At 53.1% G+C, this 19,804-nt stretch carries 19 protein-coding genes; 2 read left to right on the forward strand and 17 right to left on the reverse strand.

All coding sequences use genetic code 11. The features are described 5' to 3' along the window. Nucleotides 1–89 precede the first annotated feature (89 nt). From rlpA to QNN86_RS04510, 6 genes are all read right to left on the reverse strand, one after another. Nucleotides 90–1,181 (reverse strand): endolytic peptidoglycan transglycosylase RlpA, encoded by a 1,092-nt coding sequence (gene rlpA / locus QNN86_RS04485; RefSeq protein ID WP_181618890.1) that lies wholly within the window; start codon nucleotides 1,179–1,181, stop codon nucleotides 90–92. A gap of 10 nt (nucleotides 1,182–1,191) precedes the next feature. Continuing rightward, on the reverse strand, nucleotides 1,192–2,304 hold the full coding sequence (gene mrdB, locus QNN86_RS04490) for a peptidoglycan glycosyltransferase MrdB (RefSeq protein WP_181618891.1): 1,113 nt from the start codon (nucleotides 2,302–2,304) through the stop codon (nucleotides 1,192–1,194). Between the two features lie 2 nt (nucleotides 2,305–2,306). Next, complete coding sequence (gene mrdA, locus QNN86_RS04495) at nucleotides 2,307–4,208, reverse strand: peptidoglycan DD-transpeptidase MrdA (RefSeq protein WP_135912397.1); 1,902 nt, start codon at nucleotides 4,206–4,208, stop codon at nucleotides 2,307–2,309. A gap of 30 nt (nucleotides 4,209–4,238) precedes the next feature. Further along, nucleotides 4,239–4,706: a 23S rRNA (pseudouridine(1915)-N(3))-methyltransferase RlmH gene (rlmH, locus tag QNN86_RS04500; RefSeq protein WP_003022725.1), complete on the reverse strand. Its 468-nt coding sequence runs from the start codon at nucleotides 4,704–4,706 to the stop codon at nucleotides 4,239–4,241. 3 nt (nucleotides 4,707–4,709) lie between these two features. Then, entirely contained in the window at nucleotides 4,710–5,027 is a 318-nt protein-coding gene (gene rsfS, locus QNN86_RS04505) for a ribosome silencing factor (protein ID WP_096757898.1), read from the reverse strand. Nucleotides 5,028–5,281: 254 nt separating this feature from the next. After that, nucleotides 5,282–5,893, reverse strand: a complete 612-nt coding sequence (locus QNN86_RS04510) for an adenosylcobalamin/alpha-ribazole phosphatase (RefSeq protein ID WP_414210692.1) — start codon at nucleotides 5,891–5,893, stop codon at nucleotides 5,282–5,284. Between the two features lie 96 nt (nucleotides 5,894–5,989). On the opposite strand from QNN86_RS04510, the gene cobD reads away from it, so the two are divergent. Further along, the gene (gene cobD / locus QNN86_RS04515) at nucleotides 5,990–7,084 is read left to right on the forward strand and encodes a threonine-phosphate decarboxylase CobD (RefSeq protein WP_414210693.1); all 1,095 of its coding nucleotides are present in this window, start codon (nucleotides 5,990–5,992) and stop codon (nucleotides 7,082–7,084) included. Here cobD and nadD read toward each other — a convergent pair. Genes nadD through leuS form a run of 4 tightly spaced genes read right to left on the reverse strand, consistent with a single transcriptional unit; the run spans nucleotide 7,059 to nucleotide 11,923 of the window. Beyond that, complete coding sequence (gene nadD / locus QNN86_RS04520; RefSeq protein WP_115259978.1) at nucleotides 7,059–7,700, reverse strand: nicotinate-nucleotide adenylyltransferase; 642 nt, start codon at nucleotides 7,698–7,700, stop codon at nucleotides 7,059–7,061. The genes cobD and nadD overlap by 26 nt on opposite strands. A gap of 1 nt (nucleotide 7,701) precedes the next feature. Beyond that, entirely contained in the window at nucleotides 7,702–8,733 is a 1,032-nt protein-coding gene (gene holA / locus QNN86_RS04525) for a DNA polymerase III subunit delta (RefSeq protein ID WP_181618894.1), read from the reverse strand. After that, nucleotides 8,733–9,326 carry an LPS assembly lipoprotein LptE gene (lptE, locus tag QNN86_RS04530; RefSeq protein WP_181618895.1) on the reverse strand — a complete coding sequence of 198 codons (594 nt, stop codon included), beginning with the start codon at nucleotides 9,324–9,326 and terminating at the stop codon, nucleotides 8,733–8,735. Before lptE ends, holA begins: the two co-directional genes overlap by 1 nt. 14 nt (nucleotides 9,327–9,340) lie before the next feature. After that, complete coding sequence (gene leuS / locus QNN86_RS04535; protein ID WP_414210694.1) at nucleotides 9,341–11,923, reverse strand: leucine--tRNA ligase; 2,583 nt, start codon at nucleotides 11,921–11,923, stop codon at nucleotides 9,341–9,343. Nucleotides 11,924–12,158: 235 nt separating this feature from the next. On the opposite strand from leuS, the gene QNN86_RS04540 reads away from it, so the two are divergent. Then, the gene (locus QNN86_RS04540; protein ID WP_096757892.1) at nucleotides 12,159–12,641 is read left to right on the forward strand and encodes a zinc ribbon-containing protein; all 483 of its coding nucleotides are present in this window, start codon (nucleotides 12,159–12,161) and stop codon (nucleotides 12,639–12,641) included. Between the two features lie 45 nt (nucleotides 12,642–12,686). Here QNN86_RS04540 and rihA read toward each other — a convergent pair whose 3' ends face one another. The 7 genes from rihA to corC all read right to left on the reverse strand — a co-directional run bounded on the left by rihA (nucleotide 12,687) and on the right by corC (nucleotide 19,802). Beyond that, nucleotides 12,687–13,622, reverse strand: a complete 936-nt coding sequence (gene rihA / locus QNN86_RS04545) for a pyrimidine-specific ribonucleoside hydrolase RihA (protein ID WP_181618897.1) — start codon at nucleotides 13,620–13,622, stop codon at nucleotides 12,687–12,689. A gap of 116 nt (nucleotides 13,623–13,738) precedes the next feature. Then, entirely contained in the window at nucleotides 13,739–14,464 is a 726-nt protein-coding gene (gene gltL, locus QNN86_RS04550) for a glutamate/aspartate ABC transporter ATP-binding protein GltL (RefSeq protein ID WP_096757890.1), read from the reverse strand. Beyond that, entirely contained in the window at nucleotides 14,464–15,138 is a 675-nt protein-coding gene (gene gltK, locus QNN86_RS04555; protein WP_096757889.1) for a glutamate/aspartate ABC transporter permease GltK, read from the reverse strand. The genes gltL and gltK overlap by 1 nt, the downstream gene beginning before the upstream one ends. Next, entirely contained in the window at nucleotides 15,138–15,878 is a 741-nt protein-coding gene (gene gltJ, locus QNN86_RS04560; RefSeq protein ID WP_414210695.1) for a glutamate/aspartate ABC transporter permease GltJ, read from the reverse strand. The genes gltK and gltJ overlap by 1 nt, the downstream gene beginning before the upstream one ends. 161 nt (nucleotides 15,879–16,039) lie before the next feature. Then, nucleotides 16,040–16,948 carry a glutamate/aspartate ABC transporter substrate-binding protein GltI gene (gene gltI / locus QNN86_RS04565; protein ID WP_181618900.1) on the reverse strand — a complete coding sequence of 303 codons (909 nt, stop codon included), beginning with the start codon at nucleotides 16,946–16,948 and terminating at the stop codon, nucleotides 16,040–16,042. 412 nt (nucleotides 16,949–17,360) lie between these two features. After that, nucleotides 17,361–18,899, reverse strand: a complete 1,539-nt coding sequence (lnt, locus tag QNN86_RS04570) for an apolipoprotein N-acyltransferase (protein ID WP_414210696.1) — start codon at nucleotides 18,897–18,899, stop codon at nucleotides 17,361–17,363. Between the two features lie 24 nt (nucleotides 18,900–18,923). Then, nucleotides 18,924–19,802, reverse strand: coding sequence for a CNNM family magnesium/cobalt transport protein CorC (corC, locus tag QNN86_RS04575; protein WP_181618902.1), 879 nt, complete (start codon nucleotides 19,800–19,802; stop codon nucleotides 18,924–18,926). Between the last annotated feature and the right edge of the window lie 2 nt (nucleotides 19,803–19,804).

Below are 19,804 nucleotides of genomic sequence, written 5' to 3' on the forward strand. Positions count from 1 at the left end.
AATGCGTAACTTACAGGCATCCGACTTTCCACATGACTTTGTTAATGTCATTGACAGAAATTGACAAATCGGGTGCCTGCTTTACGTTACTACACGCCGGTGATGAAGGACTGTAATTGCGCTTCGGATTGCAGGCGCTGCTGCAATGTACTGGCTTCTGCTTTGCTGGCGAACGGCCCCATCTGGATACGCCATACGGCACCGTTTTGTACCACGCGGCCCGGCACGCCAAACTGCTGGCTCAGTCGTTTTTGGTACTGTTGCGCACGAGCCTGCTCGCTGACGGCACCCACCTGAACGACATAACGGCCATTGGTTGCAGCAGCGGGTGTAGCAGCGGCCGGAGCAGATACCGGTGCTGACACTGTTGCAGGCGCTGTTGTTACGGGCTGTGGAGCCGGTGTGGGTTCGCTACCTTCGAGCACGCCTGCCGCGAGCGTAGTTGGCGCCCCGAGGAAACCATTGCTGTTAACTGGCGCACCGGTAGCGTCATCGCTTTTCAGCGTTGAATTACTGATAGGACGAATATCGCCTTGCGGCTGACCTGAGTCCGGCGCGGAAGGCATAGTGTTACCCCCGCTTAAATCAGGACGAGACGGCAGGGCGTAAGTCTGTTTTGCGACCGTCGTACACGCCATACCGGGGCCTGACAACGAACCATCCTGTGCAACGATGATCGGATCAATGCGCACTTTGGTGTTGTTCGAGGTGTTCAGACGATCGGCCGCGGCACGTGAAAGTGAAATCACGCGATCGTTGCCATAAGGACCACGATCGTTAATCCGTACGACGATCATCCTGCCGTTTGCCAGGTTGGTAATTCTGGCGTAGCTGGGAACCGGTAATGTCGGATGCGCAGCGGTGAGCTGCATCGGATCAAATGCCTCACCTGATGCGGTTAAATTGCTGCCGGGTTCCGCATCATAGATTGCGGCCAATCCGGCCTGGCTAAAGCGAGAAGGGTCCTGAACTATTTTATAGCTTTTACCATCACGCTGGTAATCCTGATTAGCCGTTGGGTTCAGGGGTTCAAAACGCGGATCGGCTCCGCTGATTTCAACAATAGGACCATTACACACCGCTGGCTGCGGCGCGACAGCACCTTGTTGCTGACCATCATCATTCGAACACGCCGCGAGCATTCCTGCTGCGATGCAGATTCCAAGCCACTGCTTACGCATTGCGTACCCCTTACACGCTTTTCGACAACATTTTTCTATGGGTGTGGATCGACATCACAATCCCGAACCCGGCCATCAGCACGATCAGTGCAGAGCCTCCGTAACTGACCAGCGGGAGTGGAACCCCTACTACGGGCAGAATACCGCTCACCATACCAATATTTACGAAGACATAAACGAATAATATCAACATTAAACCCCCGGCCATGACGCGACCAAAGGTGGTTTGCGCGTGGGCGGCAATCCATAGCCCGCGCATAATCAGCAAAATGTACAGCGCCAGCAGAATTAAGATCCCCACGAGCCCAAGCTCTTCGGCTAACACCGCAAAGATAAAGTCGGTGTGGCGTTCAGGTAAAAATTCAAGCTGTGACTGCGTACCGTGCAGCCAGCCTTTGCCGCTCAGACCGCCGGAACCAATAGCAATTTTAGACTGAATAATGTGATATCCCGCGCCCAGTGGGTCGGTTTCAGGGTCGAGAAGCATCATCACGCGCTGACGCTGGTAATCATGCATCAAGAAGAACCACAGTATCGGGATAAACGCGGCTACCAGAACCACAGCCACGCCGATTAAGCGCCAGCTTAAGCCCGACAGGAAAAGCACAAACAGGCCGGAAAGGGCAACAAGGATAGAGGTCCCGAGGTCAGGTTGCGCGGCGACCAGCAGCGTCGGCATGAAAATCAACACCAGCGCGATAGCGGTATTCTTCAGCGACGGCGGACAGACATCACGGTTGATAAAGCGTGCTACCATCAGCGGGACTGCAATTTTAGCAATTTCAGACGGCTGAAAACGCACAATGCCGAGGTCCAGCCAGCGCTGTGCGCCTTTAGAAATGGCCCCAAAGGCATCTACCGCTACCAGCAGAATAATACAGACAATATAGAGATAGGGGGCCCAGCCTTCGTAGACCCTGGGAGGGATCTGCGCCATCACCACCATGATGACCAGACCCATGGCTATTTGGCCGACCTTACGCTCCATCATGCCAATATCCTGGCCGCTGGCACTCCAGATAACCAGCGAGCTGTAAACCAGCAGTGCCAGCAAAATAAGCAACATCGTGGGATCGATGTGAATTTTATCCCAGAACGTTTTTTTGTTCGGATTATCCGTCACGATTATTGGTCCTCAGCTGCGGCAGCCACCGGGTTTTCCGCAGGCAGATTGGTGTTGTTGTCGCCCAACATAATATGGTCAAGGATCTGGCGCATGATGGTACCTACAGGCGCACCGGCCCCGCCGTTTTCGAGAATAATCGCGACAGAGACCTCGGGTTTATCGTAGGGCGCAAATGCGATCATCAGCTTATGGTCGCGTAAACGTTCGGCAATTTTATGCGCATTATAGGTTTCATTGGCTTTCAGACCGAAGACCTGAGCGGTACCGGATTTTGCCGCAATTTTATACGGTGCACCGGCAAAATATTTATGCGCGGTACCGTTAGGACGGTTTGCAACACCGTACATACCGTCTTTGGCAATTTCCCAGTAACCGGAATGAATGTCACCCACCGGCGGCTCATGCGGCTGAACCCATGGCACCTGCTTGCCGTTTTCCGTGGTGCTCATCAGCAGATGCGGGACTTTTACCACGCCGTCGTTGATAAGAATCATCAGCGATTTGCTCATCTGAATAGGGGTTGCTGTCCAGTACCCCTGACCGATGCCCACCGGAATAGTATCACCCTGGTACCATGGCTTTTTAAACCGTTTTTGCTTCCATTCACGCGTTGGCATATTACCGGCTCGCTCTTCGGCCAGATCAATCCCCGTATAATGGCCATAGCCGAATTTACTCATCCACTCTGAAAGACGGTCTATCCCCATATCATAGGCGATTTGGTAGAAAAACGTATCCGCAGATTCCTCCAGTGAGCGGGTGATGTTCAGATGACCATGCCCCCACTTTTTCCAGTCGCGGTAACGTTTTTCTGAGCCGGGCAACTGCCACCAGCCTGGATCGAACAGCCCGGTATTCCGGGTAATCACGCCCGCGCTTAACGCGGATACCGCCACATAAGGTTTAACGGTCGATGCCGGGGGGTAAACACCTTGCGTCGCGCGGTTAACCAGTGGGGTATTGGGGTCATTGAGTAACCCTGCATAATCTTTGCTGGAGATACCGTCCACAAACAGGTTGGGATCGTAGCTGGGCATAGAAACCAGCGCCAGCACGCCGCCGGTACGCGGGTCAGTGACCACCACGGCGGCACGACTGCCGGCCAGCAGGGTTTCAATATACTGCTGGAGCTTTAAATCCAGCGTTAAATAGATATCGTGCCCGGCCTGAGGCGCCACTTCTTTCAATTGGCGAATCACGCGACCACGGTTGTTGACTTCAACTTCTTCGTAACCGGTCTGACCATGCAGAACGTCTTCGTAATAACGTTCAATACCCAGCTTGCCGATATCGTGGGTAGCGGCGTAGTTGGCGAGCTTGCCGTCTTTGTCCAGGCGTTCAACGTCTTTATCGTTAATTTTTGAGACGTAACCAATGACGTGAGTTAGCGCAGAGCCGTAGGGATAGTAACGGCGCTTATAGCCTTTGACTTCCACACCGGGAAAACGATATTGATTGACGGCAAAGCGTGCAACCTGCACTTCCGTCAGATTGGTTTTCACCGGAATGGACGTAAAGCGGTGGGAACGTGCGCGTTCTTTTTTAAAGGCGGCAATATCGTCGTCATTGAGATCAACCACTTCCCGCAGCGCATCCAGCGTTTGCTGAACGTTATCGACCTTCTCAGGCATCATTTCTATCTGGTAAATGGTGCGGTTGAGGGCCAGGGGGATGCCGTTACGGTCATAAATGATGCCGCGACTGGGGGCGATCGGCACCAGTTTGATGCGGTTTTCGTTTGAACGGGTCTGATAATCGGTGAAACGAACGATTTGCAGGTTATACAGGTTGGCGATCAGCACGCCAGTGAGCAGCAAAATCCCCAAAAAAGCAACCAGCGCCCGACGCACAAACAGCGCGGACTCAGCCGTATAGTCGCGAAAAGAATTCTGTAGTTTCATCCGCTGCTTAATCTACTCAAGACTCAATGATCACTCACGGTGATAAGGGTGGTTGGTGGTAATGCTCCACGCTCTGTACAGACTCTCTGCCACCAGAACCCGAACAAGAGGGTGGGGAAGGGTTAATGCAGAGAGTGACCAGCTTTGCTCCGCGGCAGCCTTACAGGCTGGAGACAATCCTTCCGGTCCGCCAATCAGCAGACTGACGTCACGACCATCCAGTTTCCAGCGTTCCAGCTCGGTTGCCAGTTGCGGCGTGTCCCAGGGTTTTCCTGGGATATCAAGGGTGACGATGCGATTTTTGCCAGCGGCAGCCAGCATCTGTTCACCCTCTTTATCGAGTATGCGTTTAATATCCGCGTTCTTGCCGCGTTTTCCTGCCGGGATCTCGATAAGCTCAAAAGGCATGTCTTTTGGAAACCGACGGAGATACTCCGTAAAACCGGTTTGCACCCAGTCAGGCATTTTCGTACCCACAGCGACAAGTTGCAGCTTCACGCATTAACTCCAGAGTTTTTCCAGTTCATACAGGCGACGGCTTTCTTCCTGTAAAACGTGGACAATCACCTCGCCGAGATCAACGACGATCCAGTCGGCCACGTTCTCACCTTCAACGCCAAGCGGCAGCAGGCCAGCGGCGCGAGATTCCTGAACAACGTGGTCAGCGATAGACATGACATGGCGGCTGGATGTGCCGGTGCAGATAATCATGCAGTCAGTGATGCTGGATTTGCCCTGAACGTCTAAGGCGATGATGTCTTGACCTTTAAGGTCATCAATTTTGTCGATTACAAAATCCTGAAGTGCTTTACCCTGCAAGTGTTCCCCCTGGGTGAAAAGAGTTAAAAAGGCTTGTTAGTATACCTGAACCAGAGGCGATATCGGGACAAATGTCTCCGAAAGCGCTTTTGAGGTGCGCTATCATCCCACCCCACGCAACAGAATGCATCGCCATTTTTGTAAAACAATTTCTGCAAAGCTCTGAAAGGCGGGAAAAGTCAGGCTGCGGAGAATAGCAGCCTGTCATGGGGTGTCAATGGGCGCGAGCCCCTTCGACAGAAAAAACCGCGTATTCACTCCCCCTCGCGCCATATGGCCCGGCTGTTTAACACTTTCAGCACCGCAAAATCGTCGCAAAAATCAATTGCGCTCCAGCACCCTTGTTCAACGCGGAAATGCCACATTGATGCCGCGGGCATTGACATGAGCCGGGCGATCAGCACGCTGAGTACGCCCTGATGGCTGACCACCAGAAGGTTCTGCGAATTTTTATAATCAGCAAGTTGGGCAATGAAGCGCTCAACTCGCTGTGAAAATGCCTGAAAACCTTCGCCGTTGGTGGGGGTCGCATTCTGCCAGTCGTTACACCACAGCGCATAGTTTTCTGCGTCCTCACGCGCCAGATCGCGATGGTGGCGCATTTCCCAGTCGCCAAAGAACATTTCATTAAGCTCGGGCATGATCCGCAGTGGAACGCCGCGCCCCGCTAAGACCAACTGCGAGGTATGGCGCGCGCGTTCAAGCTCGCTGCAGAGGACGTGGTCGAAAGGAACGTTGTGTAACAGTGCGGCCAGTGTTTCAGCTTGGGTTATTCCCCGCTGAGTGAGCGATGTAGGAGCATGACCGCTGTATAGCCCGGCAACGTTGGCGTCGGTTTCTCCATGACGTACTAACCAGAGTCTCATTTTTCCCTCGTGAGGCTATTCGCATAAAACATGATGTTTGCCCTGATTGCGCAGAGATTTTTCAATAAAATACCCTTTTTAAACTGGAGCGGCACGATGTCTTTATTGAAGAGCGCGCATGGCGGTAACACCCGGGAAGCCGCCGCATTGTTGGGTATCCCGCCTGAGCAATTGCTGGATTTTAGCGCGAATATTAACCCGCTGGGTATGCCAGCAAGCTTAAAACGCGCACTAATCGACAATTTGGACCGTGCAGAGTGCTATCCGGACGTGGATTACGCCCACTTGCATGCCACGCTGGCGGAGCACCATCATATTCCTGCGTCGTGGATCCTCGCCGGTAACGGGGAGACGGAGTCGATTTTTACGTTGGTTGATGGTCTTAAGCCGCGTCATGCGATGATCGTCATTCCCGGATTTGCGGAATATCGCCGGGCACTGCAATGGGGCGAATGCGCAATACACGAGTTTGCGCTGCGCGAAGAGGACGGTTGGCAGCTGACCGGAGAGATTCTCGATGTACTCACCCCGGAGCTGGATTGCCTGTTCCTGTGTACACCTAACAATCCCACCGGGCTGTTGCCCGAACATCACCTGTTGCAGGAGATAGCACGGCGTTGTAAACAGCTCGGGATCGCATTGATCCTCGATGAAGCGTTTATCGATTTTATCACCGGGGAACAGGGGTTTATTCCGCTGTTGCAAGAGAATCCGCACATCTGGGTTTTGCGTTCACTCACCAAATTTTATGCGATACCCGGCCTGCGCCTGGGATATCTGGTTAACAGCAACGAGCAGGCGGTAGCACACCTGCGCAGCCGGCAAATGCCCTGGTCAATCAATGCCTTTGCCGCACTGGCGGGCGAAATGATTCTCCACGATAGAGTCTATCAGCAGGCGACATGGGAATGGCTGGCGCATGAGGGGAACCGATTCGATCAACAACTGCAAAATCTGCCTGGCCTGACGGTGTATCCCGGACGGGCAAATTATCGCCTGTTACGCTGCGAAAGACCGGGTTTAGATTTGCAAAAATCATTGCTGGAACAGCATGTGTTGATCCGCAGTTGCGCTAACTATCCGGGGCTGGATGCGCGTTACTACCGGGTGGCTGTCCGTGGCGCTGAAGAGAACAACCGCCTGCTGGTGGCATTACGCTACGCGCTTAGCGGTACAACCCTTGTTGATTGATATAGTCCAGCACGGAGTCCGGCATTAAATCGTCACACGGCTCACCGTGTTCCAGTCGTTCGCGGATAAGGGTAGCGGAGATATTGAACCAGGGGGTTTCTGCCAGGTAAATTTTCCCGGCAGGAAGCTGGTGCAGGTCATCTGGCGAATGAGTCAGATGACGTTCGAGCCACTGCTGGTGCTGCGCCTGCGCCATCTCCAGCGGATACCCCGGTCGTCGGCAGACGATGAGATGGGTATTGTCCAGAATGGTGTCGGAATCGTGCCAGGAAGGAAAGGTGAGCAGTGAGTCCTGACCAATAATAAACGCCAGCGGCGCGAGTGGCCCTTGTTCCTCGCGCCACTCCTTGAGAGTTTGGGCGGTGTAAGAAGCCGTATCTCGTTTTAGCTCACGTTCATCCAGGATAAACAAAGGCTTGTCAGCAATTGCCAGCTCAAGCATCTGTTTACGCTGTGCGCTGGAGGCTTCGGGTTGCGCACGATGCGGCGGCACATTATTAGGCATGATAATCACCCGTGACAGGCCAATCAGATTAGCCAGAATTTCCACGGGTTTAAGATGACCATAATGCACCGGATCAAAGGTGCCACCGAACAAAGCCTGTAATGATTTCATATCAACCATCAATAAAAACATCTGCCAGTGATTTATGGCAGAGCAGAAGAGAAAGTCCCTCAAGCTCGGCCCATACTGACTGACCATAATCTTGTTTAAGCGTAATTTCCGTGCGCGTTAACAACTGTACCGCCTGGCGTAATTGCTCAGATGACAGCCGGTTTAGCGCATCACCCATCATGCCGCGGCGGTTTTGCCATACCCGATGCTTATCAAACAAGGCGCGTAATGGTGTGTGGGCTGATTGCCTTTTCAGGTTGACCAGTAACAGTAATTCACGCTGTACAGTGCGCAGCAGAATAACCGGCTCACTGCCTTCAAGGCGCAGTTGCTGCAGGATATGTAGCGCGCGTTTACTTTTGCCCATCAACAGCGCATCGACCCAATGGAAGGGGGTAAAGTGCGCCGCATCGTTAACCGCTTGCTCCACACGAGGCAACGTGAGTTTTCCATCAGGCCACAGCAATGATAACCGCTCCAGCGCCTGCGCCAGGGCTAACAGGTTACCTTCATAGCAATAACATAATAGCTGATTGGCGGCTTCGTCCAGTTGCAGGTTGCTTTGTTTCGCTCTGGCGGCAACCCAGCGAGGGAGCTGCGCCTGCTCTGGCGTCTGGCAGCTCACCTGAACAGCATGGCTCGCCAGACTGGTATACCACGCGGCGTTTTCCTGTGCTTTGGTCAGCTTGTTGCCGCGAACAATCAGCAGCAGATCGTCATGCAGCAGGGTAACCAGCGTGGCGAGTTGTTCGTTAATGGCGGCATTAGGGCCGTTTTCAGGCAGTTGTAGAAGTAATGTCTGCCGGCTGGCAAACAGGCTCATGGCCTGGCAGAGGGAAAAAATAGCCCCCCAGTCAGTGCTGGTGTCGAGGGTGAACGTGTGGTGTTCTTCGAACCCTTGCGCAGCGGCTGCCAGACGGACGGCGTCCTGGCTTTCCTGCAACAAGAGGGGATCGTTGCCCAGTAATAAGTACGCCGCGCGCAGCCCTTCTTTGAGCTGTGCGCGGAGTTGTTCAGGGTACAACTTGAGCATCAGTTACCCAGCGTGGTGGAAACACGCGCCGGAGAAGACGTTGGCGCAGCTGTATCTTTCTCAGCAGGCTGTACGTCATCACTGGATGACTGAGTATCGGCAATGTGTACGCTTGGCAGCTTACGAATCAGCTGTTCGGCCGCTTTGTCATACATCTCTTTGATGATCATTTCCTGCTCGTTATCCTTCGCCAGTGCAGCCTGTGAGTTGTCAAAGAACGAACGATAGACCTTGGCGTTGATTGGGTAAATGTCATGACCTGGAATCAGGACGGTGGCACTGACCGACATCACCATCTGGTATTCAGCCGTTTGACCATTCTGGAATACAGACGCCGTATCCTGAGAAATGCTGACTGCGCCCAGACGCAGGGACGGAACGTCTTTACGCATTGAACCGCTTTCGAGCAGTTCGATGTCGTTCAGACGTAACTGGTTGCGTACCGCGCGGCTTAACGGGCCGTTCGGATCGCCAGAGTTCAGGATCATAGTTTTCATTGTGGGCGGTACCTGCGTAGTGCTGCGCAGATGCCATCCACACCCAGCGGTGACCAGCACCACCAGGGATAACAACAGTGTTGTCAGATGTCGCACGCTTCCTCCCGCGCTTAGCCAACGACCAGATTGAGGAGTTTACCCGGTACATAAATCACTTTACGTACGGTAACGCCATCAAGATATTTTGCCACCAGATGCTCCTGGCCAGCACGCTCACGAACTTGCTCTTCGGTGGCGTTGACCGGAACGGTGATTTTGCCACGTACTTTACCGTTCACCTGCACCACAACCAGCGTTGAGTCTTCGACCATTGCGCTGTCGTCAGCAACCGGCCACGGTGCGTTGTCGATATCGCCTTCGCCCTTCAGCGCCTGCCACAAGGTGAAGCATACGTGCGGGGTGAACGGGTTGAGCATACGCACAACGGCCAGCAACGCTTCCTGCATCAGGGCTCTGTCCTGCTCGTCTTCCTGCGGTGCTTTCGCCAGCTTGTTCATCAGTTCCATAACTGCCGCAATCGCGGTGTTAAAGGTCTGACGACGGCCGATATCATCGGTCACTTTCGCAATAGTTTTGTGAACATCGCGACGTAGCGTTTTCTGATCGTCGCTCAATGCGTCAACGTTCAGGGCCGCAACATCACCTTTGCTGGTGTGTTCGTAAACCAGTTTCCAGACACGTTTCAGGAAGCGGTTAGCTCCTTCAACACCGGATTCCTGCCATTCAAGCGTCATATCAGCCGGAGAGGCGAACATCATGAACAGACGCACGGTGTCTGCGCCGTAACGCTCAACCATCACCTGCGGGTCGATACCGTTGTTTTTTGACTTGGACATCTTGCTCATGCCGGTATAGACCAGTTCATGACCTTCGGCGTCCTGCGCCTTCACGATACGGCCTTTTTCATCGCGCTCAACGATAGCATCAACCGGAGAAACCCAGTTACGCTCGCCGTTGGCACCGACGTAGTAGAAGGCATCCGCCAGCACCATGCCCTGACACAGCAGCTGTTTAGCTGGTTCGTCAGAGTTTACCATGCCCGCGTCACGCATCAGCTTATGGAAGAAACGGAAATAGAGCAGGTGCATGATGGCGTGTTCGATACCGCCAATGTAGATATCCACCGGCAGCCAGTAGTTGGCAGCCTTAGAGTCCAGCATGCCCTCCTGATACTGCGGGCAGGTATAACGCGCATAGTACCAGGATGATTCCATAAAGGTATCAAAGGTGTCGGTTTCACGCAGGGCAGGCATGCCGTTAACGGTGGTTTTTGCCCACTCTGGGTCGGCTTTAATCGGGCTGGTGATACCGTCCATGACGACATCTTCCGGCAGAATAACCGGCAGATTTTCTTCTGGGGTTGGCAACACGGTGCCATCTTCCAGCGTGACCATTGGGATTGGTGCGCCCCAGTAACGCTGACGGGAAACGCCCCAGTCACGCAGACGGTAGTTAACTTTACGCTCACCCACACCTTTTTCGACCAGTTTGTCGGCAATGGCGTTGAAAGCCGCTTCGAAATCGAGACCGTTAAACTCACCAGAGTTAAACAGCACGCCTTTCTCGGTCAGTGCCTTCTCAGACAGATCCGGTTCTGAACCGTCCGCTTCCAGGATAACTGGCTTGATGCTCAGGCCATATTTGGTGGCGAACTCGTAGTCGCGCTGATCGTGACCCGGCACGGCCATCACGGCACCTGTACCGTATTCCATCAGCACGAAGTTTGCAGCCCAAACAGGGATCTCTTCACCGGTCAGCGGATGAATCGCTTTAAAGCCAGTGTCGACGCCTTTCTTCTCCATGGTCGCCATTTCAGCTTCGGCAACCTTGGTGTTGCGGCATTCGTCGATGAATGCAGCCAGCTCTGGGTTATTCGCCGCGGCTCTCTGCGCCAGCGGGTGACCTGCGGCAACCGCCAGGTAAGTGGCCCCCATAAAGGTGTCAGGGCGGGTGGTGTACACGGTCAGCGTGTTGTCATAGCCGTTGACATCAAAGGTGATTTCCACGCCTTCAGAGCGGCCAATCCAGTTGCGCTGCATCGTTTTTACGGTGTCAGGCCAGTGATCCAGGCGATCCAGGTCACGCAGCAGTTCGTCAGCGTATGCGGTGATTTTGATAAACCACTGCGGGATCTCTTTCCGCTCAACTTTGGTATCACAGCGCCAGCAGCAGCCGTCGATAACCTGTTCGTTCGCCAGTACTGTCTGGTCATTAGGGCACCAGTTAACCGCAGAGGTTTTCTTGTACACCAGACCTTTTTTGTACAGTTCAGTGAAGAACTTTTGCTCCCAACGGTAATATTCCGGGGTGCAGGTCGCCAACTCACGGCTCCAGTCATAGCCGAAGCCCAGCATTTTGAGCTGGTTCTTCATGTAAGCGATGTTGTCGTACGTCCACGGAGCAGGCGCGGTGTTGTTTTTCACCGCTGCGCCTTCAGCAGGCAGACCGAACGCATCCCAGCCAATGGGTTGCAGGACGTTTTTGCCCAGCATGCGCTGATAGCGGGCGATCACGTCACCGATGGTGTAGTTACGTACGTGGCCCATGTGTAGTCGACCAGAAGGATAGGGAAGCATAGACAGGCAGTAATACTTCTCTTTGCTCTCGTCTTCGGTAACTTCAAATGTGCGCTTCTCATCCCAGTGAAGCTGTACTTTGGATTCTATCTCTTCCGGGCGGTATTGCTCTTGCATGGCAGCCAGTGGTCCTGTTTTCAATACAGCTACAAACGTAGCTTTAGATGTGGTGTTTCAGATCCGCATAGCATAGCCCAAACGTCCGCGTCAAAACAGCCTTTCGCGCATTCAGCATTGAATTCCCGCAAGGATAAATATTGCACGAATTTACCTACTCTGTGGACAGTCTTGCAAAGCGTAGTGTAAATAACGTCTATTATTATAGACAGTTAACGACCCAGGAGGCGAAGCGATGAACAAGGTTGCTCAATATTACCGTGAACTGGTGACGTCACTGAGTGAACGTCTGCGCAATGGTGAACGCGATATCGATGCGCTGGTGGACCAGGCACGTCAGCGAGTTATGCAGACCGGGGAGTTAACGCGAACCGAAGTGGAAGAACTTACCCGGGCCGTCAGACGCGATCTTGAAGAGTTCGCGCTCAGTTATGAGGAGAGTCTCGATGAGGAGACTGACAGTGTCTTTATGCGGGTCATCAAAGAGAGTATCTGGCAGGAGCTGGCGGATATTACCGATAAAACCCAGCTTGAATGGCGCGAAGTATTCCAGGACCTGAGTCATCACGGGGTTTATCACAGTGGTGAGGTGGTCGGGTTGGGGAATCTGGTCTGTGAGAAATGCCACTTCCATTTAGCCGTTTACACGCCAGACGTGCTGCCGCTATGCCCGAAGTGTGGTCACGATCAGTTCCAGCGCAGGCCGTTCGAACCGTGATTTTTGTGCCGGATGCGACGCAAAGCGTCTTATCCGGCCTACTCACTACGCGTAAAACTTCAGGCGCTCAGCCAGCAGATCGACAAACCCTTCGCGATCCACGTCCACCATAACCGTGGCGTTGGGTTTATTTCCGCTGAGGAAATAGTAATCCACTACGGTCATGCCTTGCGTGTATTTTCCCTGCGTCTCTACGCCGACCCAGCGTTCAACGGTGGTAAACAGTTCGGGCTTTAGTAACCAGGCAATGGTGCACGGATCGTGCAGCGGTGCGCCAATGAATCCCCATTTCTCGTCTTTGTGATATTCGAGGAAGAAATCCAGTAGCTCAGCGACAATGGTCGCCACCGGATTGCCAATCGCGCGCAATCGCTCGGTATCTTCACGATGAATTTGCGCTTTATGTGTGACGTCCAGTCCGGCCATCACCACCGGAATACCTGACTGAAACACCATCTCTGCCGCTTCGGGATCAACATAAATATTGAATTCTGCGGCCGGCGTCCAGTTTCCGAGTCCCATCGCACCGCCCATAATTACGATACGGGCGATTTTTTCATGCAGTTCGGGATGGCTGTTCAACAGCAGCGCCACGTTAGTTTGTGGTCCGGTAGACACAATAGTGACCAGTTCGTGGCTTTCGCGCAGGGTTTTCGCCATCAACTCTACGGCGGTACAGTTTTGCGGGGCGAAAGCCGGTTCCGGCAGTGCCGGGCCGTCCAGACCGCTCTCACCGTGGACGTTATCGGCAATAATCAACTCGCGCATCAGGGGTTTTGTCGCGCCACCGGCAACGGGGATATCCGGGCGGTTGAGCAGCGTTAACATACGCAGCACATTACGCAAGGTTTTATCGGGCGTTTGGTTGCCAGCAGAAGAGGTTATCGCTTTAACATCCAGTTCAGGTGAGGCGAGGGCGAGAACAATTGCGATAGCGTCGTCATGACCTGGATCGCAATCAAACAGGATCGGAAGTGCCATTGTTGCTCCTTGTGAGTGGGACTTTGTGACAAGGTTAACGCCGGGCTGTATGTGATTCGAGAAGCGAAGAAAGAAAGCGTGAGTTGGCGCGCACTCTGATGTGCGCGCCGGAAAGATTAATGCAGGATTTTGGCGAGGAAGTCTTTGGCGCGGTCTGATTTTGGATTGGCAAAGAACTCTTCTTTCGGCGAGTCTTCCACAATCTTACCCTCATCCATAAAGATTACCCGGTTCGCCACTTTCCGAGCGAAGCCCATTTCGTGGGTGACCACCATCATGGTCATCCCTTCATGAGCCAGTTCGACCATGACGTCCAGCACCTCGTTGATCATTTCTGGATCGAGCGCTGAGGTGGGTTCATCAAACAACATGGCGATAGGATCCATACACAGCGCCCGGGCAATGGCCACGCGCTGCTGCTGTCCACCAGAAAGCTGGGCCGGAAACTTATCGGCATGGGCCGACAGTCCTACGCGCTCAAGCAGCTTTTGTGCTTTGTCGCGAGCGGGCTTTTTATCGCGTTTAAGTACTTTCACCTGGGCCAGGGTCAGGTTTTCGATGATCGACAAATGTGGGAACAGTTCAAAGTGCTGGAAGACCATGCCCACGCGAGAACGCAGTTTGGCCAGATCGGTTTTTTTGTCATTCACGACGGTACCGTCAACGGTGATCACACCCTGCTGCACTGGCTCCAGGCCGTTTACCGTTTTGATCAGCGTCGATTTACCGGAGCCTGACGGACCGCAAACCACCACTACTTCACCTTTTTTAACTTCCGTGGAGCAGTCGGTCAGCACCTGAAAGTGACCATACCATTTAGAAACATTTTTCAGGGTAATCATTAAACTGTCCTTTTCTTCAAATAGCTGACCAACAACGATGCGCTCAGACTGAATACAAAATAGACGGCGCCAGCGAACAGGATCATCTCGACCTGTGTGCCGTCACGCTCGCCAATAGTGGAGGCGGTACGGAAGAAATCTGCCAGACTTAATACGTAGACCAGTGAGGTATCCTGAAACAGGACGATGCCCTGAGTCAGCAGCAATGGCACCATCGCGCGAAATGCCTGCGGCAGAATAATGAGCTTCATCGACTGCCAGTGGGTCATTCCTAACGCCAACGCGGCGCTGGACTGTCCACGAGAAATACTCTGGATCCCGGCACGGATAATTTCTGAGTAGTACGCCGCTTCAAACATCGAAAACGCCACCATCGCTGAGATCAGACGAATATCAGTTTTTGGTGACAGGCCTAATACGTTTTGTAAGAACCCTGGCACAATCAGATAGAACCACAGCAGCACCATGACCAGCGGAATAGAGCGGAATACGTTCACGTAGATCTTCGCAAACCAGGCAATGGGCGCGAAGCTGGACAGACGCATTACCGCAAGGATAGTTCCCCAAACGATGCCAATAATGACCGCCGTAACGGTAATTTTCAGCGTGATCATCAGCCCATCCAGCAGATACGGCAGGGAGGGGACAATGGAACTCCAGTCAAATTCGTACATTATTTGCCTCCCAAATTGCCAGGCAGGCGAGTTTTACGTTCAACCAGATTCATCACCAGCATAATAAAGGCGTTAATCAAGACGTAGGCAAGGGTGATAGCCGTAAACGACTCCCAGGCGTGAGCAGAGTAATCCAGCAGCTTTCCTGCCTGTGCCGCCATATCAACCAGACCGATGGTCGAGGCGATAGCGGAGTTTTTCACCAGGTTCATCATTTCTGATGTCATCGGCGGCACGATAACGCGGTAGGCGTTAGGCAGCAGAACATAGCGATAAGCCTGCGGTAGCGTCAGCCCCATCGCCAGCGCGGCGTTTTTTTGTCCGCGAGGCAGGGACTGAATCGCGGCGCGCACCTGCTCACAAACGCGGGCGGCGGTAAACAGCCCCAGGCAGAGCATTGAGGAGAGGAAGAACTGGATATTGGGATCCAACTCAGCCTTGAACCACATACCTATGTTTTCCGGCAGCAGTTCGGGGATAACCAGATACCAGGTAAAAAACTGGACGATCAGCGGAACGTTACGAAACAGTTCAACATACAACGTGCCTATCCCGGAAAGGAAACGGTTGGGAACGGTGCGTAAGATGCCGAATAGGGAACCTATCAGGAAAGCAATAATCCAGGCGGTGATTGAAAGCGCGACGGTGACCTGGAAACCACTCCAGAGCCAGCCGAGATAGGTGGTGTTGCCGAACGGGGCTTGTTGTAAAAAAATTCCCCAGTTCCAGTCTATAGACATAAATCTACTCCAGAAAAAAAAGGGTAGCAGCGCTACCCTCGAAGATTGTTATTCAGCGTTTTGCGGTTTTCGAGCCTGATGGGGAACGACCATCAGGCTTATAGTCTGTCCGTGCTGAAAACAATCGAGAGGGCAAGGTGAACTCGCCCCATTTATTTTAGTTAGTTAAGTGCTTTATCATTTGGCTCTTTGAACAGGGCTTTCATTTCGCTCGACAGTTCGAAATTCATGTTCAGGTTCTTCGGTGGAATAGGGTTTTTAAACCACTTATCAAACCACTTCTCCGCTTCACCTGAAGTTTGTGCCTGCGCAATGGTGTCATCCATCAGCTTTTTGAACGCCACGTCGTCTTTACGCAGCATGCAGCCGTAGGCTTCCTGAGATTGCGGCTTGCCGACGATTTCCCAGTTGTCCGGCTTCTTCGCTTTCGCGCGTTCGCCAGCCAGCAGGGCATCATCCATCATAAAGGCAACAGCGCGACCGCTTTCCAGGGTGCGGAAAGAGTCACCGTGGTCTTTGGCGCTGATGATGCGCATATCCATTTTTTGTTCTTCGTTGAGCTTATGCAGCAGCACTTCCGAGGTGGTACCGGAAGTCACAACCACCGCTTTGCCTTTCAGGTCAGCGAAATCTTTAATGTCGCCGCCTTTTTTCGCCAGCAGGCGGGTGCCGACAACGAAAATGGTGTCAGAGAATGCCGCTTGCTTCTGGCGCTCAACGTTGTTGGTGGTGGAGCCACACTCAAAATCGAAGGTGCCGTTTTGCAGCAGCGGGATACGGTTCTGAGAGGTAATCGGAATCAGCTTCACCTGCAGGTCAGGTTTGTTCAGCTTTTTCTTCACGGCCTCAACGATGGCGTTGGAGTAATCCTGTGAATAACCGACCACTTTCTGCTGATTATCGTAGTAGGAAAACGGGACCGAAGATTCACGGTGTCCGACGACAATCACGCCATTTTTAGCGATCTTGTCCAGGGTGCTGCCTGCCGCAGGGGCGGCATCTTCCGCGTGCGCCAGACCGGCAGACATTCCTATGACCAGCATGGCAGTGGCGAGCTTACGTAATTGCATATCCAACTCCTTTATCGTCTGCGCCAGGGACGCATTGATACCCATTGTGATGTTGTTATTGTTTGCTACTTAAAAGTGCAGTCTTGTATATGTTTGTTAACATTTAGTTTGGATGAATGTAAAGAATTTGCTGTGTTATTGTTTATTTTTGCGAAGTGCGCCGCACCATTTGGGGGCAAAAATATCCTGTTGCACTTTTCAGGTGCTACCTGCGCTCAACTTTGGTGCGACCAGGTTGCACATTCAGCCAAAACAGCGTTTGCCTTGTAGAACAAAGCAATAGACGTGCCAGAATGAGAGAGAAGAGGGGGCTTGTAGACCTGATAAGCAAAGTGCCATCAGGCGTGGTGGGGCGTGATGGCCGGATGGCGGCGTACCGCCTTATCCGGCCTACATTTGATGGTGCACTGTTTTATCTGCGACGCTGGCGCAGACTCATAACCAGCGCGCCAAAGCCAAACAGCGCGGTAATCAGCCATAACGGCCAGTTTCCGGTACGCGCATACGGCGTGAGACCCGTTGTCGGGGTAACGCTGGTGGTCAGTACCTGTCGGGTAAACTGCGGGATCATGGCCTGCACTTCACCTTGCGGGCCAATCACCGCCGTGATGCCATTATTAGTGCTACGCAACAGCGGACGCGCCAACTCCAGTGACCGCATGCGTGCCATCTGGAAGTGCTGCCATGGACCGATGGATTTACCAAACCAGGCATCATTGGAGATGGTCAGCAAGTAGTCAGTATCCGGGCGGAAGTTATCCCGTACCTGTTCGCCAAGAATAATTTCGTAGCAGATTGCCGCCGTCAGCTTAAAGCCGTGAGCCTGCAGCTGTGGCTGCACATACGGCCCTCGGCTGAAGGATGACATGGGTAAGTCAAAGAACGGCGCCAGCGGGCGTAGAATCGATTCCAGCGGCACAAACTCACCAAACGGGACAAGGTGATTTTTGTTGTAACGATTGCTGGAGTCATAGCTGTACGGACTGTCTTTACCCAGCGTGATGATGGTGTTGTAGGTATCGTAACGGTTTTGCTTGTTCAGCCGTGCGTCAACAATCCCGGTAATCAGCGTGCTGTTTTTGGATTTTAACAGGTCATCCATCATGCCGAGGAAACGCTGCTGATTGATCTCCAGATCAGGAATAGCGGACTCTGGCCAGATGATTAGCTGTGATTTGCCCATTTCAGGCTGCGTGGCATCAAGGTAAATCTTCAACGTGTTGATGAGCTGACCTTCATCCCACTTCAGCGACTGCGGAATGTCACCTTGCACCATCGAAACTTGGGTTGTTTTTTCTGGCTCCAGCGTATACCACTGGATGTAACGCAGCGGGAAGGGCAGAGCGAACAATACCACGGCAGCAACCAGAGGACGCCAGTTACGTGTGACTAACGCCAGCGCCAGCAGGCCGCTGACCATCATCAGCAGGAAGTTAATCGCCTCGACGCCCATTACCGGCGCCAGGCCTTTCAGCGGGCCGTCAATCTGGCTGTAGCCAAACTGTAGCCATGGGAAGCCGGTCAGCACCCAGCCGCGCAGGAATTCGGTTATCTGCCAGACTACCGGGGCAGCAATCGCCACCCGCAGCCAGCTGGTTTTTGGCCACAGGCGCGACAGAACGCCCGCAAACAAACCTGTGTACAGCGAGAGGTATGCCGCAAGCAATACCACAAGGAATACGTTAACCGGGCCTGGCATACCGCCAAATTGCGCAATGCTGACATAGACCCAGTTGATGCCGGAGCCAAAAAGACCCATTCCCCAGAGATAGCCAATAGCGGCAGACTGGAGCGGGCGACGGTTGAGAGTTAAGGCCTGCAGACCCATCAGCGAAAAAATCGCCGCAGGCCAGATGTCATACGGAGAGAACGCCAGCGTCCCGCAGGCACCGAATAATAACGCCAGCAGCAGGCGAATGCGCTGGCGTTCAATTAAGGGGGCAAATGCCATGTAGTCTTTGATCCAGTTTCGGGTTTATTCGTCCAGTTTTGGCTGGGGTGAGTCGTCCGGAATTCTGACATGAACCTGAATAATACGACGGCTGTCGGCCATGGCAACTTTGAACTGGTAGCCATCAATGTCGATAGTCTCTCCACGTGCGGGCAGATGACCAAAGGCCTGCATCACCAAACCGCCAATGGTATCGACTTCTTCGTCGCTAAAGTGGGTGCCGAAGGCTTCATTGAAGTCTTCGATCGGCGCCAGCGCACGAATGGTCCAGGTGTGGCGACTAAGCTGACGGAAATCGATATCGTCTTCTTCGTCGTATTCATCTTCGATTTCACCGACGATCAGTTCAAGAATGTCCTCAATGGTCACCAGACCCGAGACACCGCCGAACTCGTCGATAACGATAGCCATATGGTACCGCTGAGAGCGGAACTCTTTCAGCATGCGGTCAACACGCTTGCTCTCAGGTACGACAACCGCCTGGCGTAACACTTTTTCCATGCTGAAGGCTTCGGCATCGCTACGCATAAACGGCAGCAAGTCTTTCGCCATCAGAATCCCTTCAATGTGATCTTTGTCTTCGCTGATCACCGGGAAACGCGAGTGGGCGGACTCGATGATGACATCAAGGCATTCGTCCAGAGTCTGGTTGCGTTTCAGGGTGATCATCTGGGAACGGGGGATCATGATGTCGCGAACACGTTGGTCCGCAATGTCCATCACCCCTTCGAGCATATCGCGCGTATCTTCATCGATAAGGTCGTTTTGCCCGGAATCACGGATCAGCTCCAACAGTTCGTCGCGGTTTTTTGGTTCACCGTGGAAAAGTTGGCTCAGTAACAGGGAAAAGAATCCCTTTTTGCTGTGTAAGGTGTCACTACTGTGTGAATTGTCGTCGCTCATGG

The sequence above is a fragment of the Citrobacter sp. C348 genome (assembly GCF_047467975.1).
GTDB classification, from domain to species: Bacteria; Pseudomonadota; Gammaproteobacteria; order Enterobacterales; family Enterobacteriaceae; genus Citrobacter; species Citrobacter gillenii.

Bases quoted from the DNA above. Each gene is read 5' to 3' on its own strand.
- rlpA (WP_181618890.1), bottom strand. From the start codon at position 1,181: ATGCGTAAGCAGTGGCTTGGAATCTGCATCGCAGCAGGAATGCTCGCG.
- mrdA (WP_135912397.1), bottom strand. From the start codon at position 4,208: ATGAAACTACAGAATTCTTTTCGCGACTATACGGCTGAGTCCGCGCTG.
- QNN86_RS04510 (WP_414210692.1), bottom strand. From the start codon at position 5,893: ATGAGACTCTGGTTAGTACGTCATGGAGAAACCGACGCCAACGTTGCC.
- cobD (WP_414210693.1), top strand. From the start codon at position 5,990: ATGTCTTTATTGAAGAGCGCGCATGGCGGTAACACCCGGGAAGCCGCC.
- nadD (WP_115259978.1), bottom strand. From the start codon at position 7,700: ATGAAATCATTACAGGCTTTGTTCGGTGGCACCTTTGATCCGGTGCAT.
- holA (WP_181618894.1), bottom strand. From the start codon at position 8,733: ATGCTCAAGTTGTACCCTGAACAACTCCGCGCACAGCTCAAAGAAGGG.
- leuS (WP_414210694.1), bottom strand. From the start codon at position 11,923: ATGCAAGAGCAATACCGCCCGGAAGAGATAGAATCCAAAGTACAGCTT.
- QNN86_RS04540 (WP_096757892.1), top strand. From the start codon at position 12,159: ATGAACAAGGTTGCTCAATATTACCGTGAACTGGTGACGTCACTGAGT.
- rihA (WP_181618897.1), bottom strand. From the start codon at position 13,622: ATGGCACTTCCGATCCTGTTTGATTGCGATCCAGGTCATGACGACGCT.
- gltL (WP_096757890.1), bottom strand. From the start codon at position 14,464: ATGATTACCCTGAAAAATGTTTCTAAATGGTATGGTCACTTTCAGGTG.
- gltK (WP_096757889.1), bottom strand. From the start codon at position 15,138: ATGTACGAATTTGACTGGAGTTCCATTGTCCCCTCCCTGCCGTATCTG.
- gltJ (WP_414210695.1), bottom strand. From the start codon at position 15,878: ATGTCTATAGACTGGAACTGGGGAATTTTTTTACAACAAGCCCCGTTC.
- gltI (WP_181618900.1), bottom strand. From the start codon at position 16,948: ATGCAATTACGTAAGCTCGCCACTGCCATGCTGGTCATAGGAATGTCT.
- lnt (WP_414210696.1), bottom strand. From the start codon at position 18,899: ATGGCATTTGCCCCCTTAATTGAACGCCAGCGCATTCGCCTGCTGCTG.
- corC (WP_181618902.1), bottom strand. From the start codon at position 19,802: ATGAGCGACGACAATTCACACAGTAGTGACACCTTACACAGCAAAAAG.